This window comes from Pseudonocardia hydrocarbonoxydans (assembly GCF_006539565.1).
GTDB classification, from domain to species: Bacteria; Actinomycetota; Actinomycetes; order Mycobacteriales; family Pseudonocardiaceae; genus Pseudonocardia; species Pseudonocardia hydrocarbonoxydans.
On the sequence record NZ_BJNG01000017.1, the window covers coordinates 259,333 to 281,540 of the forward strand.

Annotated in this window: 21 protein-coding genes; 11 read left to right on the forward strand and 10 right to left on the reverse strand. The window is 75.9% G+C overall.

The window, feature by feature from the left end; translation table 11 throughout:
• Positions 1-30: 30 nt before the first annotated feature.
• Entirely contained in the window at positions 31-1,188 is a 1,158-nt protein-coding gene (locus tag PHY01_RS12400; RefSeq protein ID WP_246085858.1) for an MFS transporter, read from the forward strand.
• Positions 1,189-1,332: 144 nt separating this feature from the next.
• Here the strand turns inward: PHY01_RS12400 and PHY01_RS12405 are convergent, their stop codons facing one another.
• Positions 1,333-1,674 (reverse strand): histone-like nucleoid-structuring protein Lsr2, encoded by a 342-nt coding sequence (locus PHY01_RS12405; protein WP_141278741.1) that lies wholly within the window; start codon positions 1,672-1,674, stop codon positions 1,333-1,335.
• 189 nt (positions 1,675-1,863) lie between these two features.
• Here PHY01_RS12405 and PHY01_RS12410 point away from each other — a divergent pair, with 189 nt between their 5' ends.
• Positions 1,864-2,322 carry a MarR family winged helix-turn-helix transcriptional regulator gene (locus PHY01_RS12410; protein ID WP_246085859.1) on the forward strand — a complete coding sequence of 153 codons (459 nt, stop codon included), beginning with the start codon at positions 1,864-1,866 and terminating at the stop codon, positions 2,320-2,322.
• Here PHY01_RS12410 and PHY01_RS12415 read toward each other — a convergent pair.
• The gene (locus PHY01_RS12415) at positions 2,298-3,053 is read right to left on the reverse strand and encodes a hypothetical protein (RefSeq protein WP_246085860.1); all 756 of its coding nucleotides are present in this window, start codon (positions 3,051-3,053) and stop codon (positions 2,298-2,300) included. The two genes, PHY01_RS12410 and PHY01_RS12415, sit on opposite strands and share 25 nt — an antisense overlap.
• A gap of 17 nt (positions 3,054-3,070) precedes the next feature.
• On the opposite strand from PHY01_RS12415, the gene PHY01_RS26455 reads away from it, so the two are divergent.
• Positions 3,071-3,232: a hypothetical protein gene (locus tag PHY01_RS26455; protein WP_170183780.1), complete on the forward strand. Its 162-nt coding sequence runs from the start codon at positions 3,071-3,073 to the stop codon at positions 3,230-3,232.
• Here PHY01_RS26455 and PHY01_RS12420 read toward each other — a convergent pair.
• Positions 3,229-4,515, reverse strand: coding sequence for an acyl-CoA dehydrogenase family protein (locus tag PHY01_RS12420; protein WP_141278743.1), 1,287 nt, complete (start codon positions 4,513-4,515; stop codon positions 3,229-3,231). The two genes, PHY01_RS26455 and PHY01_RS12420, sit on opposite strands and share 4 nt — an antisense overlap.
• Before the next feature lie 127 nt (positions 4,516-4,642).
• Positions 4,643-5,314, reverse strand: a complete 672-nt coding sequence (locus PHY01_RS12425) for a VOC family protein (RefSeq protein ID WP_141278744.1) — start codon at positions 5,312-5,314, stop codon at positions 4,643-4,645.
• A 59-nt stretch (positions 5,315-5,373) separates the two neighbouring features.
• Here PHY01_RS12425 and PHY01_RS12430 point away from each other — a divergent pair, with 59 nt between their 5' ends.
• The 3 genes from PHY01_RS12430 to PHY01_RS26460 are packed head-to-tail and all read left to right on the forward strand — an operon-like array spanning position 5,374 to position 9,617.
• Positions 5,374-6,033 carry a TetR/AcrR family transcriptional regulator gene (locus PHY01_RS12430; RefSeq protein WP_141278745.1) on the forward strand — a complete coding sequence of 220 codons (660 nt, stop codon included), beginning with the start codon at positions 5,374-5,376 and terminating at the stop codon, positions 6,031-6,033.
• A gap of 7 nt (positions 6,034-6,040) precedes the next feature.
• On the forward strand, positions 6,041-7,612 hold the full coding sequence (locus PHY01_RS12435) for an acyl--CoA ligase family protein (RefSeq protein WP_141278746.1): 1,572 nt from the start codon (positions 6,041-6,043) through the stop codon (positions 7,610-7,612).
• A 34-nt stretch (positions 7,613-7,646) separates the two neighbouring features.
• The gene (locus PHY01_RS26460; RefSeq protein ID WP_170183781.1) at positions 7,647-9,617 is read left to right on the forward strand and encodes a bifunctional chorismate-binding protein/class IV aminotransferase; all 1,971 of its coding nucleotides are present in this window, start codon (positions 7,647-7,649) and stop codon (positions 9,615-9,617) included.
• Here the strand turns inward: PHY01_RS26460 and PHY01_RS12445 are convergent, their stop codons facing one another.
• Positions 9,618-10,523 (reverse strand): TIGR03854 family LLM class F420-dependent oxidoreductase, encoded by a 906-nt coding sequence (locus PHY01_RS12445; protein WP_246085861.1) that lies wholly within the window; start codon positions 10,521-10,523, stop codon positions 9,618-9,620. It abuts the gene before it with no gap.
• 70 nt (positions 10,524-10,593) lie between these two features.
• Here PHY01_RS12445 and PHY01_RS12450 point away from each other — a divergent pair, with 70 nt between their 5' ends.
• Positions 10,594-10,938 (forward strand): DUF3817 domain-containing protein, encoded by a 345-nt coding sequence (locus tag PHY01_RS12450; RefSeq protein ID WP_218030127.1) that lies wholly within the window; start codon positions 10,594-10,596, stop codon positions 10,936-10,938.
• Here PHY01_RS12450 and PHY01_RS12455 read toward each other — a convergent pair.
• The 3 genes from PHY01_RS12455 to PHY01_RS12465 all read right to left on the reverse strand — a co-directional run bounded on the left by PHY01_RS12455 (position 10,908) and on the right by PHY01_RS12465 (position 15,871).
• Positions 10,908-11,732 (reverse strand): SWIM zinc finger family protein, encoded by an 825-nt coding sequence (locus tag PHY01_RS12455; protein ID WP_141278747.1) that lies wholly within the window; start codon positions 11,730-11,732, stop codon positions 10,908-10,910. The two genes, PHY01_RS12450 and PHY01_RS12455, sit on opposite strands and share 31 nt — an antisense overlap.
• Complete coding sequence (locus PHY01_RS12460) at positions 11,725-14,739, reverse strand: DEAD/DEAH box helicase (RefSeq protein ID WP_370467430.1); 3,015 nt, start codon at positions 14,737-14,739, stop codon at positions 11,725-11,727. The genes PHY01_RS12455 and PHY01_RS12460 overlap by 8 nt, the downstream gene beginning before the upstream one ends.
• 154 nt (positions 14,740-14,893) lie before the next feature.
• Complete coding sequence (locus tag PHY01_RS12465) at positions 14,894-15,871, reverse strand: pirin family protein (RefSeq protein WP_141278749.1); 978 nt, start codon at positions 15,869-15,871, stop codon at positions 14,894-14,896.
• Between the two features lie 87 nt (positions 15,872-15,958).
• On the opposite strand from PHY01_RS12465, the gene PHY01_RS12470 reads away from it, so the two are divergent.
• Both PHY01_RS12470 and PHY01_RS12475 read left to right on the forward strand, forming a co-directional pair.
• On the forward strand, positions 15,959-17,044 hold the full coding sequence (locus tag PHY01_RS12470; RefSeq protein WP_141278750.1) for a dipeptidase: 1,086 nt from the start codon (positions 15,959-15,961) through the stop codon (positions 17,042-17,044).
• A 3-nt stretch (positions 17,045-17,047) separates the two neighbouring features.
• Positions 17,048-17,929: an SMP-30/gluconolactonase/LRE family protein gene (locus tag PHY01_RS12475; protein ID WP_141278751.1), complete on the forward strand. Its 882-nt coding sequence runs from the start codon at positions 17,048-17,050 to the stop codon at positions 17,927-17,929.
• A 27-nt stretch (positions 17,930-17,956) separates the two neighbouring features.
• Here the strand turns inward: PHY01_RS12475 and PHY01_RS12480 are convergent, their stop codons facing one another.
• Positions 17,957-18,724 carry an alpha/beta fold hydrolase gene (locus PHY01_RS12480; RefSeq protein WP_141278752.1) on the reverse strand — a complete coding sequence of 256 codons (768 nt, stop codon included), beginning with the start codon at positions 18,722-18,724 and terminating at the stop codon, positions 17,957-17,959.
• 9 nt (positions 18,725-18,733) lie between these two features.
• Positions 18,734-19,138 (reverse strand): MmcQ/YjbR family DNA-binding protein, encoded by a 405-nt coding sequence (locus PHY01_RS12485; protein WP_141278753.1) that lies wholly within the window; start codon positions 19,136-19,138, stop codon positions 18,734-18,736.
• An 83-nt stretch (positions 19,139-19,221) separates the two neighbouring features.
• Between PHY01_RS12485 and PHY01_RS12490 the strand changes: the two genes are divergently transcribed.
• Complete coding sequence (locus tag PHY01_RS12490) at positions 19,222-21,585, forward strand: SpoIIE family protein phosphatase (RefSeq protein WP_170183782.1); 2,364 nt, start codon at positions 19,222-19,224, stop codon at positions 21,583-21,585.
• On the forward strand, positions 21,582-22,208 hold a 627-nt coding region (locus PHY01_RS12495), incomplete at its 3' end, for a nucleoside/nucleotide kinase family protein (RefSeq protein WP_218030128.1). The genes PHY01_RS12490 and PHY01_RS12495, both read left to right, overlap by 4 nt.

The following is a 22,208-nucleotide window of genomic DNA, read 5'->3' on the forward strand; positions in this document are numbered from 1 at the left end:
CACCGTAACGCGGTGGGGGAGGGTCGGCAGGTGACCACCGTCCCGGACACCCGGCTGCGCCTGCTCCAGGCCGCCGCCCTGACCAGCACCTGCGACCGGTTCGCCATCGCGCCGCTGCTCGTCGTCATCTCCCTGGACCTGGGGGCGCCGCTGGCCGCGGTGGCCGCCGTCGCCAGCGCCTACTTCCTCACCTACGGGCTGATGCAGCCGGTGTGGGGCATCGTCAGCGACCGGATCGGGCGGGTCCGGGTGATGCGGATCGCGCTGGTCGGGGCCGCGCTCGGCGGCGTGGGCTCGGTGCTGGCGCCGGACCTGCTGGTCCTGGGCGTCACCCGGGCCGTCGCGGGCGGCTGCTTCGCCGCGCTGATCCCGACGACCCTGGTCTACGTCGGCGACGCCTGGCCCGCCGACGTCCGCCAGCGCCCGCTCTCCGACGTCCTCGCGGCGTCCTCGCTCGGGGTGGCGGCGGCGACCGCGGGGGCCGGGCTGCTCGCCGACCTCGTCGGCTGGCGGGTCGTGCCCGGGGTGACCGCGGCGGCCGCGGTGGCGCTGTGGTTCGCCCTCGCCCGGCTGCCCGAGCCCGACCGGGCCCCCACCGGTGACACCCCGTGGGGGTCGCTGCTCGGCGTGGTGCGCTCGCCCTGGGCGGTGGCGGTGCTGGTGCTGGCGTTCAGCGAGGGGGTCGTGGTGCTGGGTGTGCTGACCTTCCTCGCGCCCGCCGCGCAGTCGCTCGGCACCAGCGCCACCGTCGCCGGGTTCCTGGCCGCCGGCTACGGGCTCGGTGCGCTGGCCTGGTCGCGGCTGGTGCGCCGGCTCGTCGGGCGGGTGAGCCCGGCCGGGCTCGCCGCGATCGGCGGCGCGTTCCTGGTCGCCGCCTGGGCGGTGCCCGCGGTGGCGGTGAACCTGGTGACGATCGCCGTCGCGGGCGTACTGGTCGGCGGGGCGTGGGCGTTCCTGCACTCCACGCTGCAGGCGTGGGTCACCGAGGTCGTGCCCGGGCAGCGGGCGTCGGCGGTGGCGCTGTTCGCGGCCTCGCTGTTCCTGGGCAGCGCGGCGGGTACGTCGCTGTTCGCGGGCCCGGCCGAGGCCGGTGCGTACCCGCTGGTGTTCGGTGTCGCCGCGGCCGCGGCGCTGCCGATCGCGGTGGCGTCGGCGACCGGGCGGCGGGCGTACGCGCGGCGCGGGTGAGCGTGGCGAAATCGTGACGGGGATCGGTCGGCGGGCGACGGAGATCGGTTACCGGCCGGATCCCGCCCCTACCGGACACCGATACCCGCCGTCGCGGCCGCGGCCGGGAGGAACCGTCCTCCGGACGCGGCCGTCCCGGACGGATCAGTGGTTCTGGTGGTAGGCCTCGAGAACGTTGGACGGGATACGGCCGCGCTCGGAGATCTTCATGCCCTGGGCCACGGCCCATTCCCGAATCGCCTGGTTCTGCTCACGGTCGGTGCTCGGCCGGGTGGCCGTCGCGGTGGCCGACCCTCCTGAGCTGCGGCGACCGCCGGCGCGGCGGGCCGCGGAAACGAACGGGGCGAGGGCCTCGCGCAAACGCGAACTATTGGCACTGGAGAGGTCGATCTCGTAGGACTTGCCGTCGATCGCGAAGTCGACCTGCTCGTCGGCCTCGGAACCGTCGATGTCGTCGATCAGGGTCACCGTTGTGTGCTTCGCCACGCACGTGCCTTTCTCGGGAGTGCCGCATTGTTGTGGATGACGATAAACGATGCACCATCGTATTGTCGACGAGGGGTCGCGGTTCCGCGTGGGAGGGCCGGACGGCCCCGGCGGAATCGTCGACAATTCCCCCCTTCGGGTGCCGGAATGAGGTCTCTCGACCGTCGAGATGCCTGCTATCGTCGGATCGTGGACGGTGACCGGGACCAGTTGGTGCATCTGTTGCAGGCCTACGCGGCCGAGGCGCTGCGCCTGAGCCAGGTGTTCGCCGACCGCCACGGGCTGCACTCCACCGATCTCGCGGCGCTGCTCGCGGTGATGCAGGCCGACCGGTCGGGCGAGCCGCTCACGCCGGGGCTCCTCGGCCGGCAGCTGGGGCTGTCCTCCGGGGCCACGACGGCCGTCGTCGACCGGCTGGAACGCGCCGACCACGTGCGCCGGTCGCGCGACGCCCGCGACCGCCGCCGCGTGACGCTGCACCACGGCGCCGCGGCCGAGCAGGTCGGCTCGGCGTTCTTCGGCCCGCTGGGGGAGCGGATGGACGAGATGCTCGGCGGTTACGACGCCGCCGAGCTCGCCGCCGCCCGGCGCTTCCTCGGCGACGCGACCGAGATGGTGCGCGCCTACCGCGAGTCGGTCTCCCCCTGAGCGGGCCGGAACCAGCCGGCGAGCCGTTCCCGGGCGGACCGCCGCGGGGCGGTCTCCAGCGGCACCGGCGCCGTCCCGGCCGCGTGCGGCAACGCCACCTCGATCTCGCCGCCGAGCCGGAACCCGGGGGTGAGCTCGAGGTCGTCCCCGCTCCAGAAGCGGCCGGGGTCGTACCAGTTCGGGCGCCGGCCGCGGGGGAGCAGGCCCATCTCCTCGTACGCCAGTGCCACGACCTCGGCGCAGTAGGCGGTCTCCAGCCCGGCCGGTTCCGGGTCGTCGGCGGAGCGTCGCCACGGCGGCTGCGGGGCCCGGCCCCACAGCCAGCGCCCGGTGAGCCGGGCCGTCGACGGGAAGGGGGTGCCGTCGAGGCGGGCCACCGCGCGCAGCGCGCCGTCCTCCTGGTCCCGGCCGACCGGACCCTCCAGCTGGCGCAGCCACCCGCGCTGCCCGTAGCGGTGCCCCCACTGCAGGACGGCGTCGCGCATGTCGTGCAGCTGCACGCCCCGCTGGTGCTCGCCGGTCCACAGGTCCAGCAGCGAGCGGCCCAGCTCCGCGTGGAACATCATCGGCGGCAGGTCGTCGACGACCACGGCCATGCCCACGTGGTTGACCGGGGAGTTGGTGAGCCCGCGGATCGCGCGGTCGGCGCCGCTGCTCCCGCGGAACACCCAGATGTCTCCGGTCCGGGCGAGCTCACAGGCCCGGTCGAGGGTGATCAGGGTCGAAGGCACGGCGGTACGGTAGCGAGATGCGCTGGTGGAAGCTGATCGGACTCGCCGGGCTGGCCGGGGTCGCGGCGACGGGCGTGGTCACCGCCCGCGCGGAGCGGCAGCGCCGGGCCTACACCCCCGACGAGATCCGCACCCGCCTGCGCGACCGGGCCGCGCAGGCGGGGGCGAAGGCCCGCTAGAGGTCGGCCGTCGCACCGACCAGGTACTCGGCGAACCGGTCGCGGGCGGCCGCGGCGCGGGTCGGCACGTGCTCGGTGGGGACCTCCACCGGGGTGTAGCCGCGCAGGATGCGCCGGGCGACGGTGGCCTTGTGCACCTCGTCGGGGCCGTCGTAGATGCGGGCGGCGCGGGCGGCGCGGTACATCTCCTCCAGCGGGAGGTCGCCGGAGAAGCCGAGCGAGCCGTGCACCTGGATCGCCCGGTCGATGACGTCGTGCAGCACCTTCGCGCCCCAGTACTTGATCATCCCGATCTCCAGGCGCGCGTTCGACGCCCCGACCCGGTCCATCGTCCACGCGGCGTGCAGCGTGAGCAGCCGGGCGGCCTGCATCTCGGCCGCGCTGGTGGCCACCCAGTCCTGCACCATCTGCTTGTCGGCGAGCACCGAGCCGTGGGTGTGCCGGCTGACGGCGCGCTCGCAGAGCATGTCGAAGGCCCGCCTGGACTGCCCGAGCCAGCGCATGGCGTGGTGGATCCGTCCCGGCCCGAGCCGCTGCTGGGCGAGCCGGAACCCGTCGCCGGGGTTGCCGACCAGGTTCTCCCGCGGCACCCGGACGCCCCTGTAGAGCACCTCGGCGTGTCCGCCGTAGAGCTCGGGGGAGTGGGTGGGGTGGTCCATGACCGGGATGTCCCGGACGATGTCCACCCCGGGCGTGTCGGTGGGCACGATGATCATCGAGCTGCCCCGGTACGGCGAGACGTCCGGGTCCGTCACGCACATGACGATGAGGAAGTCGGCCACCGAGGCGTTGGAGCTGAACCACTTGTGGCCGTCGATCACGTACTCGTCGCCGTCCAGCACCGCGCGGGTGGTCAGCAGCGTCGGGTCGGCGCCCGCGCCCGGCTCGGTCATCGAGAAGCAGCTGCGCAGCTCGCCGCGCAGCAGCGGGTGCATCCAGCGCTCCTGCTGCTCGGGTGACCCGCCGATGGCCAGCAGCTCGGCGTTGCCCGAGTCGGGGGCCTGGTTGCCGAAGACCCCCGGGGCGTAGCGGCACTGCCCGAGGATCTCGTGCATCAGGCCCAGCCGGACCTGCCCGAACCCGCCGCCGCCCAGCTCGGGGGGCAGGTGCGCGGCCCACAGCCCGCGCTCCCTGACCCGGTCCTTGAGCGGGGCGGTGATCCGGTCGAAGGCCGCGCGGTCGAGGTCGAGCGTCTCCAGCGGGATGATCTCGTCGCGGACGAAACCCCGCATCCACTCCAGCTGTGCCTCGAACTCCGGTTCGGTGGAGAAGTCCCATGCCATGCCCCGCACGCTGCCACAGGTGCTCAGCGCGCGGGGGTCGGCGGGCAGACCCACGCGCAGCGCAGGTGGTCCCAGTAGCAGCTGCGGCCGTGCGTGTGGCCGGGTCCGGTCGTCATGGCGTCCATCCTCAGAGGAGCGTGTGGACGCGGACGAGATACCCGTCGGGGTCCACGACGTCGGCGGCCCAGCCGCGGTGGCCGGGGCGGGGCTCGGTGGTCTCGGCGCCCGCCGCGCGCACCCGGCCCAGCAGCACGTCGAGGTCGTCGCGGGTGCCGACGGCGAGGCAGAGGCAGTCGAACCCGGCCAGCGCGCGGGCGCGCCCGGGGTCACCGCGCAGCGCGACCCGCAGGTCGGCGTCGCGGTGGTGCAGCCCGACCCCGCGCAGCACGCCGTCCTCGTGGAACTCCACCTCCTCGCGGAACCCCAGCACGCGGACGTACCAGTCACGGCTGCGCCCGACGTCGCCCACCGGGATCTTGACGTGGTGCAGGCCGCTCGGCCCGCCGTCGGCCCAGTCGTGCTGCACGACGATCCGGGCGTCGACGACGCGGCGCGCGTGCTCGGCGACGAACCGGCGGTGCGGCTCGGCCTCGACGTAGCGGCGGGCGGCGGCGAGGTCGGGGAAGTCGAGCACCGCCACGAAGTCGTGGTTGCCCGCGAAGTGCGCCGCGTCGTCGCCGTAGCGCAGCGCGGCGAGCTCCGGGATCGCGCGCAGGCCGTCCATCGCCTCGCGGAACCGCTCGCGGTCCTCGTCGGTCGTGCCCTCGGCCCAGCGGTGGGCCACCACCTGTCGGAACACGGCGCCTCCCTTTTCGGATACTCAGCGTCTAACGAATACCGGAACGGTAGGCTCCCGACGTGGCCGACGTCAACACCCCGCGTCGCGGGTACTCCTCGCCGCTGCGCCGTGCCCAGGCGGACACGACCCGCGCCGCCGTGCTCGCGGCGGCCCGCGAGCTGTTCCTGGCGCAGGGCTACGGCGCCACCACCGTCGAGCAGATCGCGACCCGGGCCGGGGTGAGCAAGCCGACGGTGTTCACCGCGGTGGGCAACAAGCAGGAGCTGCTCAAGGTGGTGCGCGACGTCGCGATGGCCGGTGACGACGAGCCGGTCGCGCTGAGCGAGCGGCCCACGGCCGAGGCGATGCGCGCCGAGCCCGACCAGGACCGCGCGGTCGCGCTGGCCGCCGCCGCGATGACCGGTGTGGCGCGGCGCTACGCGGGGGTCGACGAGGTGCTGCGGGGGGCGGCCGCGGCGGGGGAGGAGGGCCCGCGTGCGCTGTGGGCGGCCAGCGAGGCGCAGCGGCTGACCGGCGCGCGGATATGGATGACGGCGCTCGCGGCCAAACGCCCGCCCCCCGAGGGCTTCGACCTCGACGCCGCGATCGACGAGCTCTGGCTCTACATGGCGCCCGACCAGTACGCCCGGCTCGCGGCGCGCGGCTGGGACGACGCGCGGATCGAGGCCTGGCTGGCCGCCCGGATCCACGACCTGCTCCGGCGCCCGGGGGCACACTAGGTTCACGGTGGTGGAGCACTCTTTCGAGCCCCTGTCCCCGGTGTCCTTCCTCGACCGCGCGGCGGCGGCGCACGGCGACCGCACCGCCGTCGTCGACGGGGAGCGCCGCATCACCTACACCGAGCTGCACGAGCGCTGCCGGCGGCTGGCGGGCGCGCTGGTCCCGCTCGCGGACGGTCGGCCGGTGGCGGTGCTCGCGCCGAACACGCACGTGCTGCTGGAGGCCCACTTCGGGGTGCCGTGGGCGGGGGTGCCGCTGGTGGCGGTCAACACGCGGCTCTCGGCGGGCGAGGTGGCCTACATCCTGGGGCACGCGCGGGTGTCGGTGCTGGTGCACGATCCGGTGTTCGACGACCTGGTGGACGAGGCGCTCGCCACGATGGAGGTCCCGCCGCAGCGGGTCCGGGCCGGCGAGGAGTACGAGGCGCTGCTCGACGGCGCGACGCCCACCGCGCACGCCGTCGACGACGAGCGCGGGCTGCTCTCGATCAACTACACGTCGGGGACCACGGGCAGGCCCAAGGGCGTGATGTACCACCACCGCGGTGCCTACCTGCAGGCGCTGGCGATGGTCGGGCACACCGGGCTGACGCCGAGCGCGGTGCACCTGTGGACGCTGCCGATGTTCCACTGCAACGGCTGGTGCTTCCCGTGGGCGGTCACCGCGGCGGGCGGCACGCACGTCTGCCTGCCGAAGGTCGATCCGACCGAGGTGTGGCGGCTGATCCGTGAGGAGGGCGTGACGCACCTCAACGGCGCGCCGACGGTGCTCTCGATGCTGGCGTACGCGACGGAGGCGTCGCCGCTGGACGGCCCGCCGGTGCGGGTGGCCACCGGCGGCGCGCCGCCGAGCCCGGCGATCCTGCGCCGGATGGGTGAGCTCGGCTTCGACGTCACGCACCTCTACGGCCTCACCGAGACGTTCGGGCCGGTGATGATCTGCGACTGGCGGCCCGAGTGGAACACCCTCGACGGCGGCGAGCAGGCCACGCTCAAGGCGCGCCAGGGCGTCGGGAACATGATCTCGTGTGCGGTGCGGGTCGTGACCGACGACGGCGCGGACGTCCCGCGCGACGGGGAGTCGGTCGGGGAGATCGCCCTGCGCGGCAACAATGTGATGCTCGGCTACCTCGACGACGCCGGGGGGATCGACGCCGAGGCCACCACCGCCGCGGTCCCGGACGGCTGGTTCCGCACCGGTGACCTCGGCGTCATCCATCCCGACGGGTACGTGGAGCTGCGCGACCGCTCCAAGGACGTGATCATCTCCGGCGGCGAGAACATCGCCTCGGTGGAGGTGGAGCAGGCCATCGCCGACCATCCCGCCGTGCTGGAGGTGGCCGTGATCGCCGTGCCGGACGAGCGGTGGGGCGAGGTGGCCGCCGCCTACGTCACGCTGCAGGAGGGCGCGAGCGCGACCGAGCAGGAGATCATCGACCACGTGCGGGAGCGGCTGGCGCGGTTCAAGGCGCCGAGGTCGGTGACGTTCGGGGAGCTGCCGAAGACCTCCACCGGCAAGATCCAGAAGTTCGTCCTGCGCGACACCGCGTGGCAGGGGGCGGACCGCCGCATCGGGTGATCGGCGATGATCGGGCGGTGACGGGGACCGGGCGGTGACGGGAACCGGACGGGCGCGGCTGTACGTCGTCCCGCTCGACCTGCCGGATCTGCGCGTCGGCGAGGCCGCGCGGCGGCTGGCCCACCGCGGGCGGGTCACCGCGTGGGCCGGTGACTGGTCGACCGGCGGGCTGCTGACCTGCGATCCCGTCGCCGCGTCCGGGTTCCCGGCCCTGCCGGAGGTGGAGCCCGACCCGGCGTGGCCGGACGCCGTGGGCGGGGGCTGGTTCGGATACCGCACGTTCACCGGCGACGACTCCTGGGCCTTCCACCGTGACGTGCTGCGCACCGACGGCACCCGCTGGTGGTACGAGGCGCTGCTCGGCGGCGGGTTCGACGCCGCGGCGGCCCGGCGCCGCGCCGCGGACCTGGCCGCCGACCTGCGACGCCCGGCGACGCTCGCCCCGGCGCGGCTGGAGGTGACGGCGTACCCCGACGCCGCCGCGCACGTCGTCGCCGTCGAGCGGTGCGGGCAGGCGATCCGGCGCGGGGAGATCTACCAGGCCAACATCGCCTGCCACGTCGAGGGCCGGCTGCACGGCTCCCCGCACGACGCGTGGGCCCGGCTGGTCGAGGCGTACGCCCCGGCCCGCGCCGCGCTCGTCGCCGACCCGGTGCTGACGGCGGTCGGCGCGAGCCCGGAGCTGTTCCTGCGCCGCCGCGGCCGGACCGTCGAGACCGCGCCGATCAAGGGCACGCGCCCGCGTACCGGCGGACCCGCCGACGACGCGGAGCGGGCGCGCCTGGCCGGGTCGGCCAAGGACGCCGCGGAGAACGTCATGATCGTCGACCTGATGCGCAACGACCTGGCGCGCGTCTGCTCGGACGTCACGGTGCCGCGGCTGCTGGAGATCGAGCCGCACCCCGGCGTCTGGCACCTGGTGTCGACGGTGCGCGGCACCCTGGAGCGCGACGACGCAGCCCGGAACGACACGGCCCTGCTCGCCGCCACGTTCCCGCCCGGCTCGGTCACCGGCACCCCCAAGATCCGGGCGGTGGAGCTGATCACGGAGCTGGAGACCGGGCCGCGGGGGCTGCTCACCGGGGCGATGGGCTACCTGAGCCCGCTCGCGGGCGTCGAGCTGTCGGTGGCCATCCGGACCCTGGAGGTCGGGCCGGGCGGCGCGGCGCGGCTGGGCGTCGGGGGCGGGGTCACCGTCGACTCGACGCCGGTCCAGGAGTGGGCCGAGTGCGCCACCAAGGCCGCCCCGGTGCTCACCGTGCTGGGCGCCGCGCCGTGGCCCGGCGGGCCGGGGGACAGCCCGCTCGCCGACCCGGCCGAGGGCCTGTTCGAGACCGTACTGGTCCTCGACGGCCGCCCGCGGCGCCTCGCCGAGCACGTCCGGCGGCTGGAGTCCTCCTTCACCGAGTGCTACGGCCGCCCGCTCGGGGCCGACGTGGCCGCCGCCGTCACCGCGCACCGGTGCCCGGGCACCGCGCGGGTCCGCGTCGACGCCGACCCGGACGGCCGGCTGCACGTGACCGCCGCCCCGTTCGAGCCGGTGCCCCTGTGCGCGCAGCCGGGCGTCGACCTGGTCGTGCACCGGCTCGGGCCCGCGGGCGCCCCGCGGCACAAGTTCGCCGACCGCCGGTGGGTCGCCGACGTCGAGGCCGGGCTGCCCCCCGGCGTCGCCGCGCTGCTCGTCGACGACCGCGGGCTCCTGCTGGAGTCGACCCGGTCCTGCGTCGCGGTGGTGCTCGACGGGCGGGTCACCACCCCGCCCCTGGACGGGCGGATCCTGCCCGGCACCGCCCGCCGCGCCCTGCTCGACGTCCTCGACGCCGCCGGCCTGCCCTACGACCTGCGCGCCCCCGGCCTGGCCGAGCTGGCGGGCGCGGACGGGATGTTCCTGCTCAACGCGCTGCGCGGGGTGCAGTGGGTGCGCTCGGCGCCCGGCGCGGCGTGGGCCGCGCCCGACCCCGTGACGGTCCGGGCGGCCCGGCTGCTCGACGCCGACCGCGGCTGATCAGGTCTGCTCCGGTCCCAGCTCGGCGACGAACTGGTCGACGAACCCGCGCCAGGACGCCACCGGCGCGAGCGGACGCACCACGAACTTGGTGACCCCGACGCCGACGAACGCCCGCACCTGGTCCCGGGCCGCGGCCCAGCCGTCGGCGACGAGCAGGGCCGGGTCGACGTCGGGGCGCCGCTGCGCGGTCCGGGCCAGCACGGCGGCGCGGTCGGCGTCGGAGGTGCCGGGCGGGAGCAGGGTGAGGTTGGTGCCGTAGTGGTCGTCGTCGATCGCGCGGCCCGCGTCGGCGGCGGCGCGCTCGATCCCGGCCCGGCACCGCTCCGCCTCCGCCGGGGTCACCGCGGCGCCCAGCCACCCGTCGGCGAGGCGCCCGATCCGGCGCAGCGCGGCGGGGGCCTGCCCGCCCAGCCACAGGTCGAGCGGGCGGGCGGGCCGGGGGCCGACCGTGGCGTCGTCGAGGTGGAAGAACTCGCCGTGGTGGGTGACCGACGGCTCGGACAGCAGCCGCCGCAGCACGACCAGCGCCTCGTCGAACAGCGCGGCCCGGTCGCCGGGGACCGGGTAGAGCCCGCGGTCGCGGCGCCCGACCGGGCGGACGCCGAACGTCGGCAGGACGCGCCGCGGCGCCAGCGCGGCCAGCGACGCGAGCTGCGCGGCCACCAGCATCGGGTTGCGGCCCGGCAGCACCAGCACGCCGGTGCCGAGCTTGAGCCGCTGCGTGCGCCCGGCCGCGTACGCCAGGCCGACCAGCGGGTCGACGTCGTCGGCCGAGGGGAAGTCGGGCAGCCAGACCGAGTCGACGCCCGCCTCCTCGCAGGCGTCGACGTACCCGCCGAGGTCGTCGTGGGGCACCGACCCCAGGCCGATGCGGACCTTCGACGACGGCAGCGCGGCGGGCACCCTGCGACGGTAGCCCGCCGTCGGCCACCCCGGCTTCGACAGCCTGTAGAAGGTCGGGCACAGTGGTGGCGTGTCCGCTCCGGTCCTGTCCCCGCCCCTGGCCGCCCGGGTCTTCCGCGTGGTGTCGATCGCCGAGGCCTGCTCGTGGGCCGGGCTGCTGGTCGGGATGGCCGTCAAGTACGGACCGGTGGGCGACGACATCGGCGTCACCGTGTTCGGGCCGATCCACGGGGCGCTGTTCGTCGCCTACCTGGTGGTCGCGCTGATGGCCGCGCGGGTGTTCCGCTGGGACCTGCGCACGCTGGTGGTCGCGCTGGCGGCGAGCGTGCCGCCGCTGGCCACGCTGTGGTTCGAGCGGCGGGCGCGCCGGACGGGCCGACTGGGTCAGCCGGCGTCGGGCCCGGCCAGCGCCTGATACGCCGGGCGCAGCAGCTCCGTGACCGGCGCGCCGCGCACGGCCACCGGGAACTCCGGCACCTGGTCGAGCAGGGCGTCGGACGGGATGCGCGGGCCCGCGATCGGGGTGCCGAGCCCCGGACCGGCGACGAACCAGGAGTCGAGCAGCTCGGTGAGCGGCACGCCCCGCGGCGCGGCCGGGGCGCCCCGGCGGGCGCGCAGGTCCTCGAGCAGGGTCTCCCGGTCGCGCCCGCGCAGCGCGAGGATCTGGAACGGGTCGTCGTCGAAACGCTCCGCGAGCACGTAGAACACCGCGGCGAGGTGCTTGCAGGGCACCGCGTGGTCGGGGCAGCTGCAGTCCATCACCAGGTCGCGGGCGGTGGCCGGGAACAGGCTCAGGCCCGCGCGGTCGAACACGTCCTCGATGCCGCGCGGCATCTCCCCGGCCAGCAGCGCCGCGGCGTAGGAGGCGTCGGCGGCCAGCGCGTCGAGCACCTGGGTCCACTCGGCCTTGCCGTAGGCGGGCACCCCGATCCGCGCCCGGTAGGGCTGCGGCCTGCTGCCCTGCACCCGGGCGAGCGCGCCGCCCGCGTCGACGTCGAGGGAGACGATCTGCCCGGCCCGGGCGTAGGACCTCCCGCGCGAGAGCCGCCCGCCCACCCCGAGCGACTCCACCACCGCGAGGAACCGGCCCGACCACCACGTCCGCGACACCTTCCCGCGGGTGTTGCGGATCTGGATGCCGCCCTCGACGCGGCGGGGACCCGAGTGCTCCCCGTCGCGCCACCAGAAGGGATCGGGACCCTCAGCCATCGACGTCCTCCAGCGCCTCGCTGCCCAGGGCGAACACCTCGCGCAGCGACTCGGTGGACAGCTCGGTGAGCCATCCCTCCCCGTCGCCGACGACCATCTCCGACAGCGCCTTCTTCTTCGTGATCATCTCGTCGACGCGCTCCTCGACGGTGCCCGGGCAGACGAACTTGCGCACCTGGACGTTGCGCTTCTGCCCGATCCGGAACGCGCGGTCGGTGGCCTGGTCCTCCACCGCCGGGTTCCACCAGCGGTCGAGGTGCACCACGTGGTTGGCCGCGGTGAGGGTGAGCCCGGTGCCGCCCGCCTTGAGCGAGAGCAGCAGGACCGGCGGGCCTTCACCCGCCTGGAAGCGGGCGACCATCTCGTCGCGGCGCTTCTTGGGCGTGCCCCCGTGCAGGTAGGCGACGTCGGTGTCGAAGCGGGCGCTCAGGTGCGGCACGAGCAGGTGCCCGAACTCGGTGAACTGGGTGAAGCACAGCACGCGGTCGCCCTCGTCGAGGATCTCGCCGAGGATCTCCTCCAACCGGATGATCTTGCCGGAGCGCCGCCCCACCGCGGAGCCGTCGTGCAGCAGCTGGGCGGGGTGGTTGCAGACCTGCTTGAGCTTGGTCATCGCCGCGAGGACGTTGCCGCGCCGCTCGATGCCCTGGCTGTCCTCGATCTTCTCCATCATGTCGTCGACGACCGTGCGGTAGAGCGAGGCCTGCTCGCGGGTGAGCCGGTAGTGCTGGGTGATCTCGATCTTCTCGGGCAGGTCGTCGATGATCGCCGGGTCGGTCTTGAGGCGGCGCAGCAGGTAGGGCCGGGTGACGCGGCGCAGCAGCTCGGCGGCCTCGGTGCTGCCGTTGCGCTCGACCGGGATCGCGTACCGGGCCCGGAACCGCTCCGCCGTGCCGAGCAGGCCGGGGTTGAGGACGTCCATCACCGACCACAGCTCGGACAGGCGGTTCTCCACCGGCGTGCCGGTGAGCGCCACCCGGTGCCCGGCGACGAACCGGCGCACCGCGTGGCTGTGCGTGGCCCGGCTGTTCTTGACGGCCTGGGCCTCGTCGAGCACCAGCCGGTGCCACGCGTGCGACTCCAGCTCCCCGACGTCGCGGGTGGCGGTGGCGTAGGTGGTGACGACGAGGTCGGAGGCGGCGATCCGCTCGGCCAGCTCCGGCCCGTGCGGGCGGCCCGGGCCGTGGTGGGCGTGGACCCGCAGCCCGGGGGCGAACCGCGCCGCCTCCCGCTGCCAGGTGCCGACCAGCGACATCGGGCACAGCAGCAACGTCGGCCCCGGGCTGCCGTCGCGCCGTTCGTGCGCCTCCAGCGCCAGGAGCTGCACCGTCTTGCCCAGCCCCATGTCGTCGGCCAGGCAGGCGCCGAGCCCGAGCCGGGCCAGGAACGCCAGCCAGGAGACCCCGCGCCGCTGGTAGGGGCGCAGCTCGGCGAGGAACCCGGGGATCGGCGGGACCGGGGCCAGCGCCTGCTCGGCCCGGCCGGCGAGCAGGTCGCCGATCCAGCCGTCGGTGCGGACGGCGACCGGCAGCGGCGCGTCCTGGTCGTCGGGGTGCTGCTGGGCGACGGCGAGCACCTCGGCCACCGTGGGCGCCCGGCGCCGCCGCCGCGCCGCCGCCAGGAACTCCAGCCCGGCGCGGAGCCGGTCGGCGTCGACGCTGACCCAGCGCCCGCGCAGCCGCACCAGCGGCGCCTTCGCCGCCACCAGCTCGCCGATCTCCTCCTCGGAGAGCTCCTCGTCGCCGACGGCGAGCGACCACGCGAAGTCGGCCAGCTCCTCGCGGCCCAGCCCGCCGCGGGTGATCACGCCGTCGGTGGGGGTGCTGCGGGCGCTGAGCGTGAGCCCGACGCTGCGGGTGCCGTCCCAGCCCGCGGGCAGCTGCACCCCGAACCCGGCGCCGACGAGCAGCGCGGCGTCGGCGGTGAGGAAGCGGTGGGCGCCGTCGAGATCGAGCTCGTGGCGCGCGGGCCGGGCCGAGCGCAGGGCGTCGGCGAGCGACGGGACCACCTGCGCGGCGCGGCCCAGCTCCGCGAGCAGCAGCTCCTGGGGCTGCGCGATCAGCCGCGCGGCCGCGCCGTCCCACACCTGCTCGGCGGGCACCTGCAGGCTCGGGTCGGCGCTGGACTGCAGCAGGAACTCCAGCACCCAGCGCGTGCCGTCGCCGGTCTGGTCGTCCGGGTCGTCCCCCGGGTCCGCCGGGTCGTGCAGCGTGCGTTCCTCGACCAGCCGGAAGCTCGCCCGGCCCTCCCCGGTGGGGGCGGTGCCGAACGCGTCCCACGCCGCCAGGTCGTCGGCGAGGCCGCCCAGCTCGCGCCCGCCCGCCTCGACGCGGGCGTCGGGGGTGAGCAGCGCGGCGAGCCAGGTCTCGGTGACGGGAGTGCGCGCCCGGCGGGGCGGCGCGATCGTGATCGGTTCGGGGGCGCGGGCGAGGCGGTCGCGCACCCCGGCGTCGACGAGCACGGCCAGCGCGTCGGCCACCAGCGCGTCGGGGTCGGGCCCGGTCAACCCGGTGCGGCCGCCGGTGTGCTCGGCGCGCGCCACCGGGGGCGTCGCCGCGACCAGCGTGTCGAGCGCCACCGCGTCGAGCCCCTGCACCACCGGCCGCCAGCGGGCCTCGTCGCCGTGCAGGGTGGGCAGGACGCGGCCGCGGGCCACCAGGTCGGCCGCGGTGGCGGCGATCGCCCGCAGGTGGGCGACCGAGGCGCCGTAGCGCACCTCGTCGACCGGGTCCTCCAGCTCCGCCGGGTCGACGACGAGCGCGGGCACCGACCACGGCCGCAGCACCGGCCCGCCCCGGGGCGAGGTGTCGCGCGCCCGGACCAGCTCGGGGGAGGCCAGCGGCCCGCCCGCCCGCGAGGGCAGCAGCAGCGTGACCGTGGTGGCCTTGCCCGGGTGCAGCGCCGCGAGCCCCGCCGACGGCACCGCGAACGGGTGCGGCCGGGCCGAGCGCAGCGACCGGCTGCTGGTGGTGGCGGGCCGCTCGCCGTCCTCCGCCCAGATCAGCATCCCCCGTCCGGGGGACCAGAGGGCGTGGACGGCGAGCACCGGCCCAGACTACGAAGCCGCCCCGACAGTCCGGGGCCGGCACCGGGTCGGCGTACCCCGGGTGCAGATCTGGGCGGAGGACGGCGAGCGCCCGGCCGCGTCGACGACCTCGGCGTCAGCCACGCGCGCCGCCGTGCGGGACGTAGGTGGCCGGGACGACGCCCAGCTTGCCCTTCTGGTAGTCCTCGAACGCCGCCAGGACCTCGGCCTTGGTGTTCATCACGAACGGGCCCGCCCAGGCGATCGGCTCGCGCAGCGGCGCGCCGCCGAGGATCACGACGTCCATCCCGGCCAGCCGCGACTCCTGGGCGGGATCGGCGGCGAAGGAGACGACGTCGCCGGGGCCGAAGAGCGCCGCCTGCCCGGTGCGGACCGGGCGCCGGTCGGCCCCCACCGTCCCGGACCCGGACAGCACGTAGACCAGCGCGTTGAAGTCGCGCCGCCACGGCAGCCGCACCTGGGCGCCGGGGGAGACGGTGGTGTGCGTCATCGTCATCGGCGTGTAGGTGGAGCCGGGCCCGGTGTGCCCGCCCAGGTCGCCCGCGATCAGCCGGATCAGCGCGCCGCCGTCGGGGGTGGTGAGCAGCACGGTCTCGCTGCCGCGCAGGTCCTGGTACTTGGGCTCGAGCCACTTGTCGGCCCGCGGCAGGTTCACCCACAGCTGCAGGCCGTGGAACAGCCCGCCGCTGGCGACCAGCGCCTCCGGCGGGCGCTCGATGTGCAGCAGTCCGCCGCCCGCGGTCATCCACTGGGTGTCGCCGTTGGTGATCGACCCGCCGCCGCCGTGGCTGTCCTGGTGCTCGAACTCGCCGTCCATGATGTAGGTCACGGTCTCGAACCCGCGGTGCGGGTGCCAGGAGGTGCCCTTGGGCTCCCCGGGCGCGTACTCGACCTCGCCCATCTGGTCCATCATCAGGAACGGGTCGAGGTCGCGCAGGTCGATGCCGGCGAACGCGCGGCGCACCGGGAAGCCCTCGCCCTCGAAGCCGGTCGGGGCGGTGGTGACGGAGCGGACGGGCCGCTCCACCGCCGTCGCGTCCGGCGCGGCGACCCGGGGCAGGACGGTGATGTCGGGGACGGTGACGGCGGGCATCGGGACCTCCCGGTCGATCGGTGGTGTCGTGTCGGTTGTTGACTGCGCAAACAGTAGGTCGCGCCCGGTTGTTCCCATACTGGCCCCATGCACCTCGTCGACGGCCACAACGACCTGCCGTGGGCGCTGCGGAAACGGGCAGGGCGCCGCACCGGCGACGCCGACGTCTCCGTGCCGCAGCCGCACCTGCACACCGACCTGCCGCGGCTGCGGGCCGGGCGGGTCGCCGCCCAGTTCTGGTCGGTCTACGTACCGTGCTCGTTCACCGGCGACGCGGCCGTCACCGCGGTGCTGGAGCAGATCGACCTGGTGCACCGCATGGTCGCGCGGTACCCGGAGCACCTGGCGCCGGCGACGACCGCCGACGACGTCGAGGCGGCGCTGGCCGGGGGGCGGATCGCCTCGCTGCTGGGCGCGGAGGGCGGGCACTGCATCGGCGGGTCGCTCGGCGTGCTGCGGATGCTGCGCCGCCTGGGCGTGCGCTACCTGACGCTGACCCACAACGCGAACACCGCCTGGGCCGACTCGGCCACCGACGTCCCGGCCTGCGGCGGGCTGTCGCCGTTCGGTCGCGAGGTGGTGGCCGAGATGAACCGGATCGGCATGATCGTCGACCTCTCGCACGTCGCTGCCGCCACCATGCGCGACGCGCTGGACGCCACGCGCGCGCCGGTGCTGTTCACCCACTCGTCCTGCCGCGCCGTCACCGACCACCCGCGCAACGTGCCCGACGACGTGCTGGCGGCGCTGGCGGCCGGCGGCGGCACCGCCATGATCACGTTCGTGCCCCGGTTCGTCTCCACCGCCGTCGCGGAGTGGGACGCGCGGCTGGCCGAGGCGATGGCGGGGGTCGGTCTCGACCACGACGACCTGCGCGCCCGCGACGCCTTCGCCGCCACCTGGGACGGGCCGCCGGCCCCGCGCGCCACCCTCGACGACGTCGTGGCCCACCTCGACCACGCCCGCGAGGTGGCGGGCGTCGACCACATCGGCATCGGCGGCGACTACGACGGCTGCCCGGAGCTGCCCACCGGCCTGGAGGACGTCTCCCGCTACCCGGCCCTGTTCGACGCCCTGCACGACCGCGGCTGGAGCGAGCCGGACCGGGCGAAGCTGGCCGGGCGCAACGTGCTGCGGGTGCTGCGCGCGGCCGACGACACGGCCACACTCTGAGCCATGCCCACTGCGCCGACGGTCGTGCTGGAGAAGTACTCGTTCCTGGAGAGCCCCCGCTGGTGGGAGGACCGCATCTGGGTGTCGGACTTCTACACCCACCGCGTCCTGTCCGCCCGCGAGGACGGCTCCGACGTGCGCGTCGAGGCGCAGGTGCCCGGGCAGCCCTCCGGGCTGGGCCGGCTGCCCGACGGCCGCCTGCTGGTGGTGTCGATGCGCGACCACCGGGTGCTGCGCCGCGAGCCCTCCGGCGAGCTGGTCACCCACGCCGACCTGTCCGACCACGCCACCGGCCTGCTCAACGACATGGTCGTCGACGAGTCCGGGCGCGCCTACGTCGGCAACTTCGGGTTCGACCTCATGTCCGGAGCGCCGGTCCGCACCGCGTCGCTGGTGCGGGTCGACCCCGACGGGTCGGTCACGGTCGCCGCCACCGACCTGAGCTTCCCCAACGGTGCCGCGTTCGTCGACGGGGAGCTCGTCGTCGCCGAGACCCTCGGCAACCGGATCAGCGGCTTCCCGGTCGACTTCGACGGCTCGCTGGGCCGCCGCCGCGACTGGGCCCGCTTCGGCGACCACCCGACCGGCACCGAGGTGCCCGACGTGCTCGGGGCGCTGGCCGTGGCGCCCGACGGGCTGTGCGCCGACGTCGAGGGCGCGGTCTGGGTGGCCGACGCGCTCGGTGAGCGGGCGCTGCGCGTGCGGCCGCAGGGGGCGGTCGTCGACACCGTCGAGGTCGGCACCGGCGTCTACGCCTGCGCGCTCGGCGGCGCCGACGGCCGCACGCTGTTCCTGTGCACCGCCCCCGGGTTCGCCGAGCACGAGCGCCGCGACACCCGCGAGGCGGCGCTGCTGGCCGTGCGGGTCGACGTCCCGGCCCCCTGAAGGCCCGGGGCTACGGCACGCCCGGGGCTACGGCAGCGTCGCGAGGAACGCCAGCACCGCCCCGGTGGTGGCCTCCGGCGCGTCCAGGTGCGGGGCGTGGCCGCAGTCGAGCACCAGCAGCTCCACCGGTCCGCTCGCGCGGTCCCGCACCGCCTCGACGTGGGCGAGCGTGCCGTAGGGGTCGTCGGTGCCCTGCACCGCGAGCACCGGGCAGGTGATGCCGGGCAGGTCGGGGCGCAGGTCCCAGTCGAGGAAGCCGTCGCTGAGCCACACGTCGTTCCAGTTGCGGAAGGCCGCGTCCGGGTCGCGGTGCCGGCGGGCCATGCGCGTGCGCAGGTCACCGTGGTCGTAGGCGTCCCGGGCGGCGCGGACCCCGACCAGACCGAACTCCTCGGTGAACACGTGCGGGGCCAGCACCACGGTCCCGGCGACCCCGGAGGAGGGCGCGGCGGCGTGCAGCAGCGCGATCGACGCCCCGTCGCTGTGCCCGACCAGCACCGGGGCCGCCAGGCCCAGCGCGGCGCGCAGCGCGGGCAGCACGGTGGCCGCCTCCTCGTGCATGAAGTCGACCGCGCGGGGCGCAGGCGGCGGGTCGGACCAGCCGTGGCCAAGCCGGGAGTAGGCCACGGTGCGCCGCCCGGTGGCCTCGGCGACCCGCCGGTGCCAGCCGCGCCACAGCGCGACCGAGCCCAGGCCCTCGTGCAGGAACAGCAGCGGCGCGCGGTCGTCGCGGCCGGGGACGTCGTCGACCTCGACGCGCCCGCCGGGCACCGCGAGGGTGGGGAGATCGGACACGCGTCGAACCTAGCCGCCGCCGGTGCCGCCGGTGCGCGCCCGCACCTCGTCGGCAAGCCGCCGCGGCGCGACCACCAGGTAGGCGTCGGTGACGATCTCGGCGATCTCGGCCCAGTCGAGCCCGTCCGGGCCGGCCCCGACGTCGAGCCACACCCCCAGCCAGCCGCGACCGCCCACGTAGGGCGGCCGGAAGAAGCGGCCGGGCTCCGCGGCCACCAGCTCCTCCTGCACGCCGGGCGGCGCGGCGCACCAGAAGCCGAGCCGGTCGTCGTGGTGGTGGTCGGCCAGCGAGACGAACACCTTGCCGGTCCGGCCCGGCTGCACGAACCACGTCGGCTCGCCGTGGCTGATCCGCTCGGTGACGGCGGGCAGGGCCAGGCACAGGGCGCGCAGGCGTTCGACGGGTGCGCTCACCCGTCCGACCGTAGCGGCCGCCGGGCCCGGCGGGACGGATGTCCGCTGCCCGGACGGGCCGCGCGCCACCTACGATCCGTCACGTGGAACGCCCCGACGACGTCCCGGCCGGGGTCGTGGACCACCTGCCGATCGGCGTCTTCGCGATCGACGCCGACGACGCCCTGGTCGTGTGGAACGCCCACGCCGAGCGCCTGACGGGACGGGCGCGCGAGCGGGTGCTGGGCAGCCGCCTCGCCGACGCGCCGCTGGACGACCCCACGCTGCACCGGATCGTCGACGAGCTGCGCGCCGGCCGGCCCTTCGCCGGCCGGGTCCCGGTGCTCGGCGACACCGGCCCGACGCTGTACTTCCGGGCCGTCCCGGTGTCGCTGCCGGGGATCACGGTGGTCGGGGTGCTGCAGGACGTCGTGGACACCCGCGCGGGCGACGAGGCGTTCGCCCTGCTCGACGCGCTGTGGGAGAGCGCGCCCGTGGGGCTCGCCTACTTCGACACCGCGCTGCGCTACCGCCGGGTCAACGGGGCCGTCCTCGACATCGACGGGGGCACCGTCGACCAGCGGCTGGGCCGCACGCTGGAGGAGGTGCACGGCGCCGTCGGGGCCACGATCGCCGACGGCCTGCGCGGCGTGCTCGCCGACGGGCGGGCCCGGTCGGCCGTGCCGATCCGGGGCCGGCTCTGGCACGGGGCGGGGCCGCCGCAGGAGTGGCGGATGAGCATGTACCCGGTGCACGCACCGGACGGGCAGGTGCTCGGGTGCGGGGTCGTGCTCGTCGACGTGACCTCCTCGGAGCGGAACCGCCGCGAGCTCGCGCGGGTCGCGGCGCAGCGCGCGCACGCGCTGAACCGCTACCAGAGCCTCATCGAGGCCACCAGCGCCGCGGTGTGGGTGCGCGAGGTCGACGGCAGCGCCCGGCGCGACGCCCCCGGGCTGCGCGCGATCACCGGGCAGAGCGTCGCCCAGATGCGCGGCTGGGGGTTCCTCGACGCCGTGCACCCCACGCACCGCGCCACCTGGCGCACGTCGTGGGAGCGGGCGGTGGCCGCGGAGTCGGCCGGGGTGTTCTCCCTGGACTACCGGCTGCGCACCGCCGAGGGCGGCTACCGCTGGTTCCGCAGCCGCGCCGTCCCGGTGCGGACCGACGGCCGGGTCGCGCAGTGGGTCGGCACCGAGACCGACATCGACGACGCGGTCCGCGCCCGCGACCGCCTCGACCTGCTCGCGCGGGCGACCCTGGCGATGAACAGCGTCACCGACACCGAGGGCGAGCTCGACGCGCTGGCCGGCGCGGTGGTGCCCGACTTCGCCGACATCTGCCGCGTCTACCTCGTCGACCCGCCCCGCACGGGGGGCACCGGCATCACCGGACGGCGCTCGGTGACCCGCACCGCGCCCGGCCTGCCCGAGTCGCCGATGGGCGACGTGCGGTTCGTGTTCGGCCCGGCGCACCCGATCGCCCGCTGCGTCCGGGAGGCCGCCCCCGTGCTGTCCGCGGTCCCCACCATCGACGCCGCCGACTGGCGGCCGACACCGGAGATGGCGCGGTGGGGGATCGGTATCGACGCCCACTCGGTGCTGGTGGCCCCGGTGCTCTCCGGCGGGGTGGTCGTCGCCGTGCTGCTGTTCATGGGCGTCGGTGACCGGCCCCCCTACACCGAGGACGACCTCGGCCTGGCCGGTGAGCTGGGCACGCGCGCGTCCGCGGCGGTCGAGCGGGCGACGGCGTTCCAGCAGAGCCGGCAGGTGGCGGTGGCGCTGCAGAGCGCGATGCTCACCGAGCCGCCGTCGGTGCCGGGGCTGGAGATCGAGGCGCGGTACCTGCCCGCCGCCGTCGGCCTCGCGGTGGGCGGCGACTGGTTCGACGCGTTCCCGCTGCCCGGCGGCGACCTCGCGGTCGGGGTCGGCGACGTCGCGGGCCACGACCTCCCGGCCGCGGCGGCGATGGGCCAGCTGCGCAGCATGCTGCGGGCCCTCGCCGACGTCGACCGGCCCCCGTCGGCGGCGGTCACCGCGCTCGACCGCGTCGCCACCCGGCTGGGCGTCACCCACTTCACGACGCTCGTGCACGGCCACGTCGCGCGGCGGGCCACAGGCGAGGTGGTGTTCCGCTGGTCCAACGCCGGGCACCCGCAGCCGGTGCTGGTGGCGGCCGCGGGGGAGCCGGAGTTCCTGCGCGGCGAGGTCGGGGTCGTGCTGGGTGTGGCGCCGGACAGCCCGCGGCGCGACTCCGAGGTGGTGCTGCCGCCGGGCAGCACCCTGCTGCTGTACACCGACGGCCTCGTCGAGCGCCGCCGCGACCCCGACGACCGTGCCGCCGCCGACCTGCTCGACCTGGTCCGGGCGCACGCCGGCCGCCCGCTCGGGGAGTTCTGCGACCACCTGGTCCGCGACAGCGTCGCCGACACCGACGACGACATCGTCCTGCTCGCGGTGCGCGTCCGGTGAGTCACACCCTGCCCGACCTGGTGGCCCGGATCTGCGACCTCCCGGGCGACCGGGTGCTGGTCGGCGTGGCCGGGTGCCCCGGCGCGGGCAAGTCGACGCTGGTCACCGGCCTGCTCACCGCGCTGGCCGCCGCGCACGGTCCCGACGCCGTCGCGCACGTCCCGATGGACGGCTTCCACCTGGCCGACGTCGAGCTGGCCCGGCTCGGCCGCGCGGGCCGCAAGGGCGCCCCCGACACCTTCGACGTCGGCGGCTACGTCGCGCTGCTGCGGCGCCTGCGGGCCCGCGACGAGGACGTCGTGTACGCGCCGGCGTTCGAGCGCGACCTCGAGCAGCCGGTGGCCGGGTCGATCCCGGTGTCGCGCGCGGCGCGGGTGGTGCTCACCGAGGGCAACTACCTGCTCCTCGACGCCCCCGGCTGGCGCGCGGTGCCCGGCCTGCTCGACGCCACCTGGTTCTGCGACGTCGACCCGGTGCTGCGCCGGGAGCGCCTGCTCGCCCGGCACGTGGCGTTCGGGAAGGCGCCCGCCGACGCGGCGGCCTGGGTGGCCGCCGTCGACGACCCGAACGCGGCGCTGGTGCAGGCCTCGCGCGGGCGCGCCGACCTGGTGGTGCGGGTGGGC

What these genes read in the sequence shown, in the direction of transcription:
- PHY01_RS26455 (WP_170183780.1), top strand. Translation starts at nt 3,071, where the DNA reads ATGCGCTGGTGGAAGCTGATCGGACTCGCCGGGCTGGCCGGGGTCGCG.
- PHY01_RS12420 (WP_141278743.1), bottom strand. Translation starts at nt 4,515, where the DNA reads ATGGCATGGGACTTCTCCACCGAACCGGAGTTCGAGGCACAGCTGGAG.
- PHY01_RS12455 (WP_141278747.1), bottom strand. Translation starts at nt 11,732, where the DNA reads ATGGCTGAGGGTCCCGATCCCTTCTGGTGGCGCGACGGGGAGCACTCG.
- PHY01_RS12460 (WP_370467430.1), bottom strand. Translation starts at nt 14,739, where the DNA reads ATGCTGATCTGGGCGGAGGACGGCGAGCGGCCCGCCACCACCAGCAGC.
- PHY01_RS12465 (WP_141278749.1), bottom strand. Translation starts at nt 15,871, where the DNA reads ATGCCCGCCGTCACCGTCCCCGACATCACCGTCCTGCCCCGGGTCGCC.
- PHY01_RS12470 (WP_141278750.1), top strand. Translation starts at nt 15,959, where the DNA reads ATGCACCTCGTCGACGGCCACAACGACCTGCCGTGGGCGCTGCGGAAA.
- PHY01_RS12475 (WP_141278751.1), top strand. Translation starts at nt 17,048, where the DNA reads ATGCCCACTGCGCCGACGGTCGTGCTGGAGAAGTACTCGTTCCTGGAG.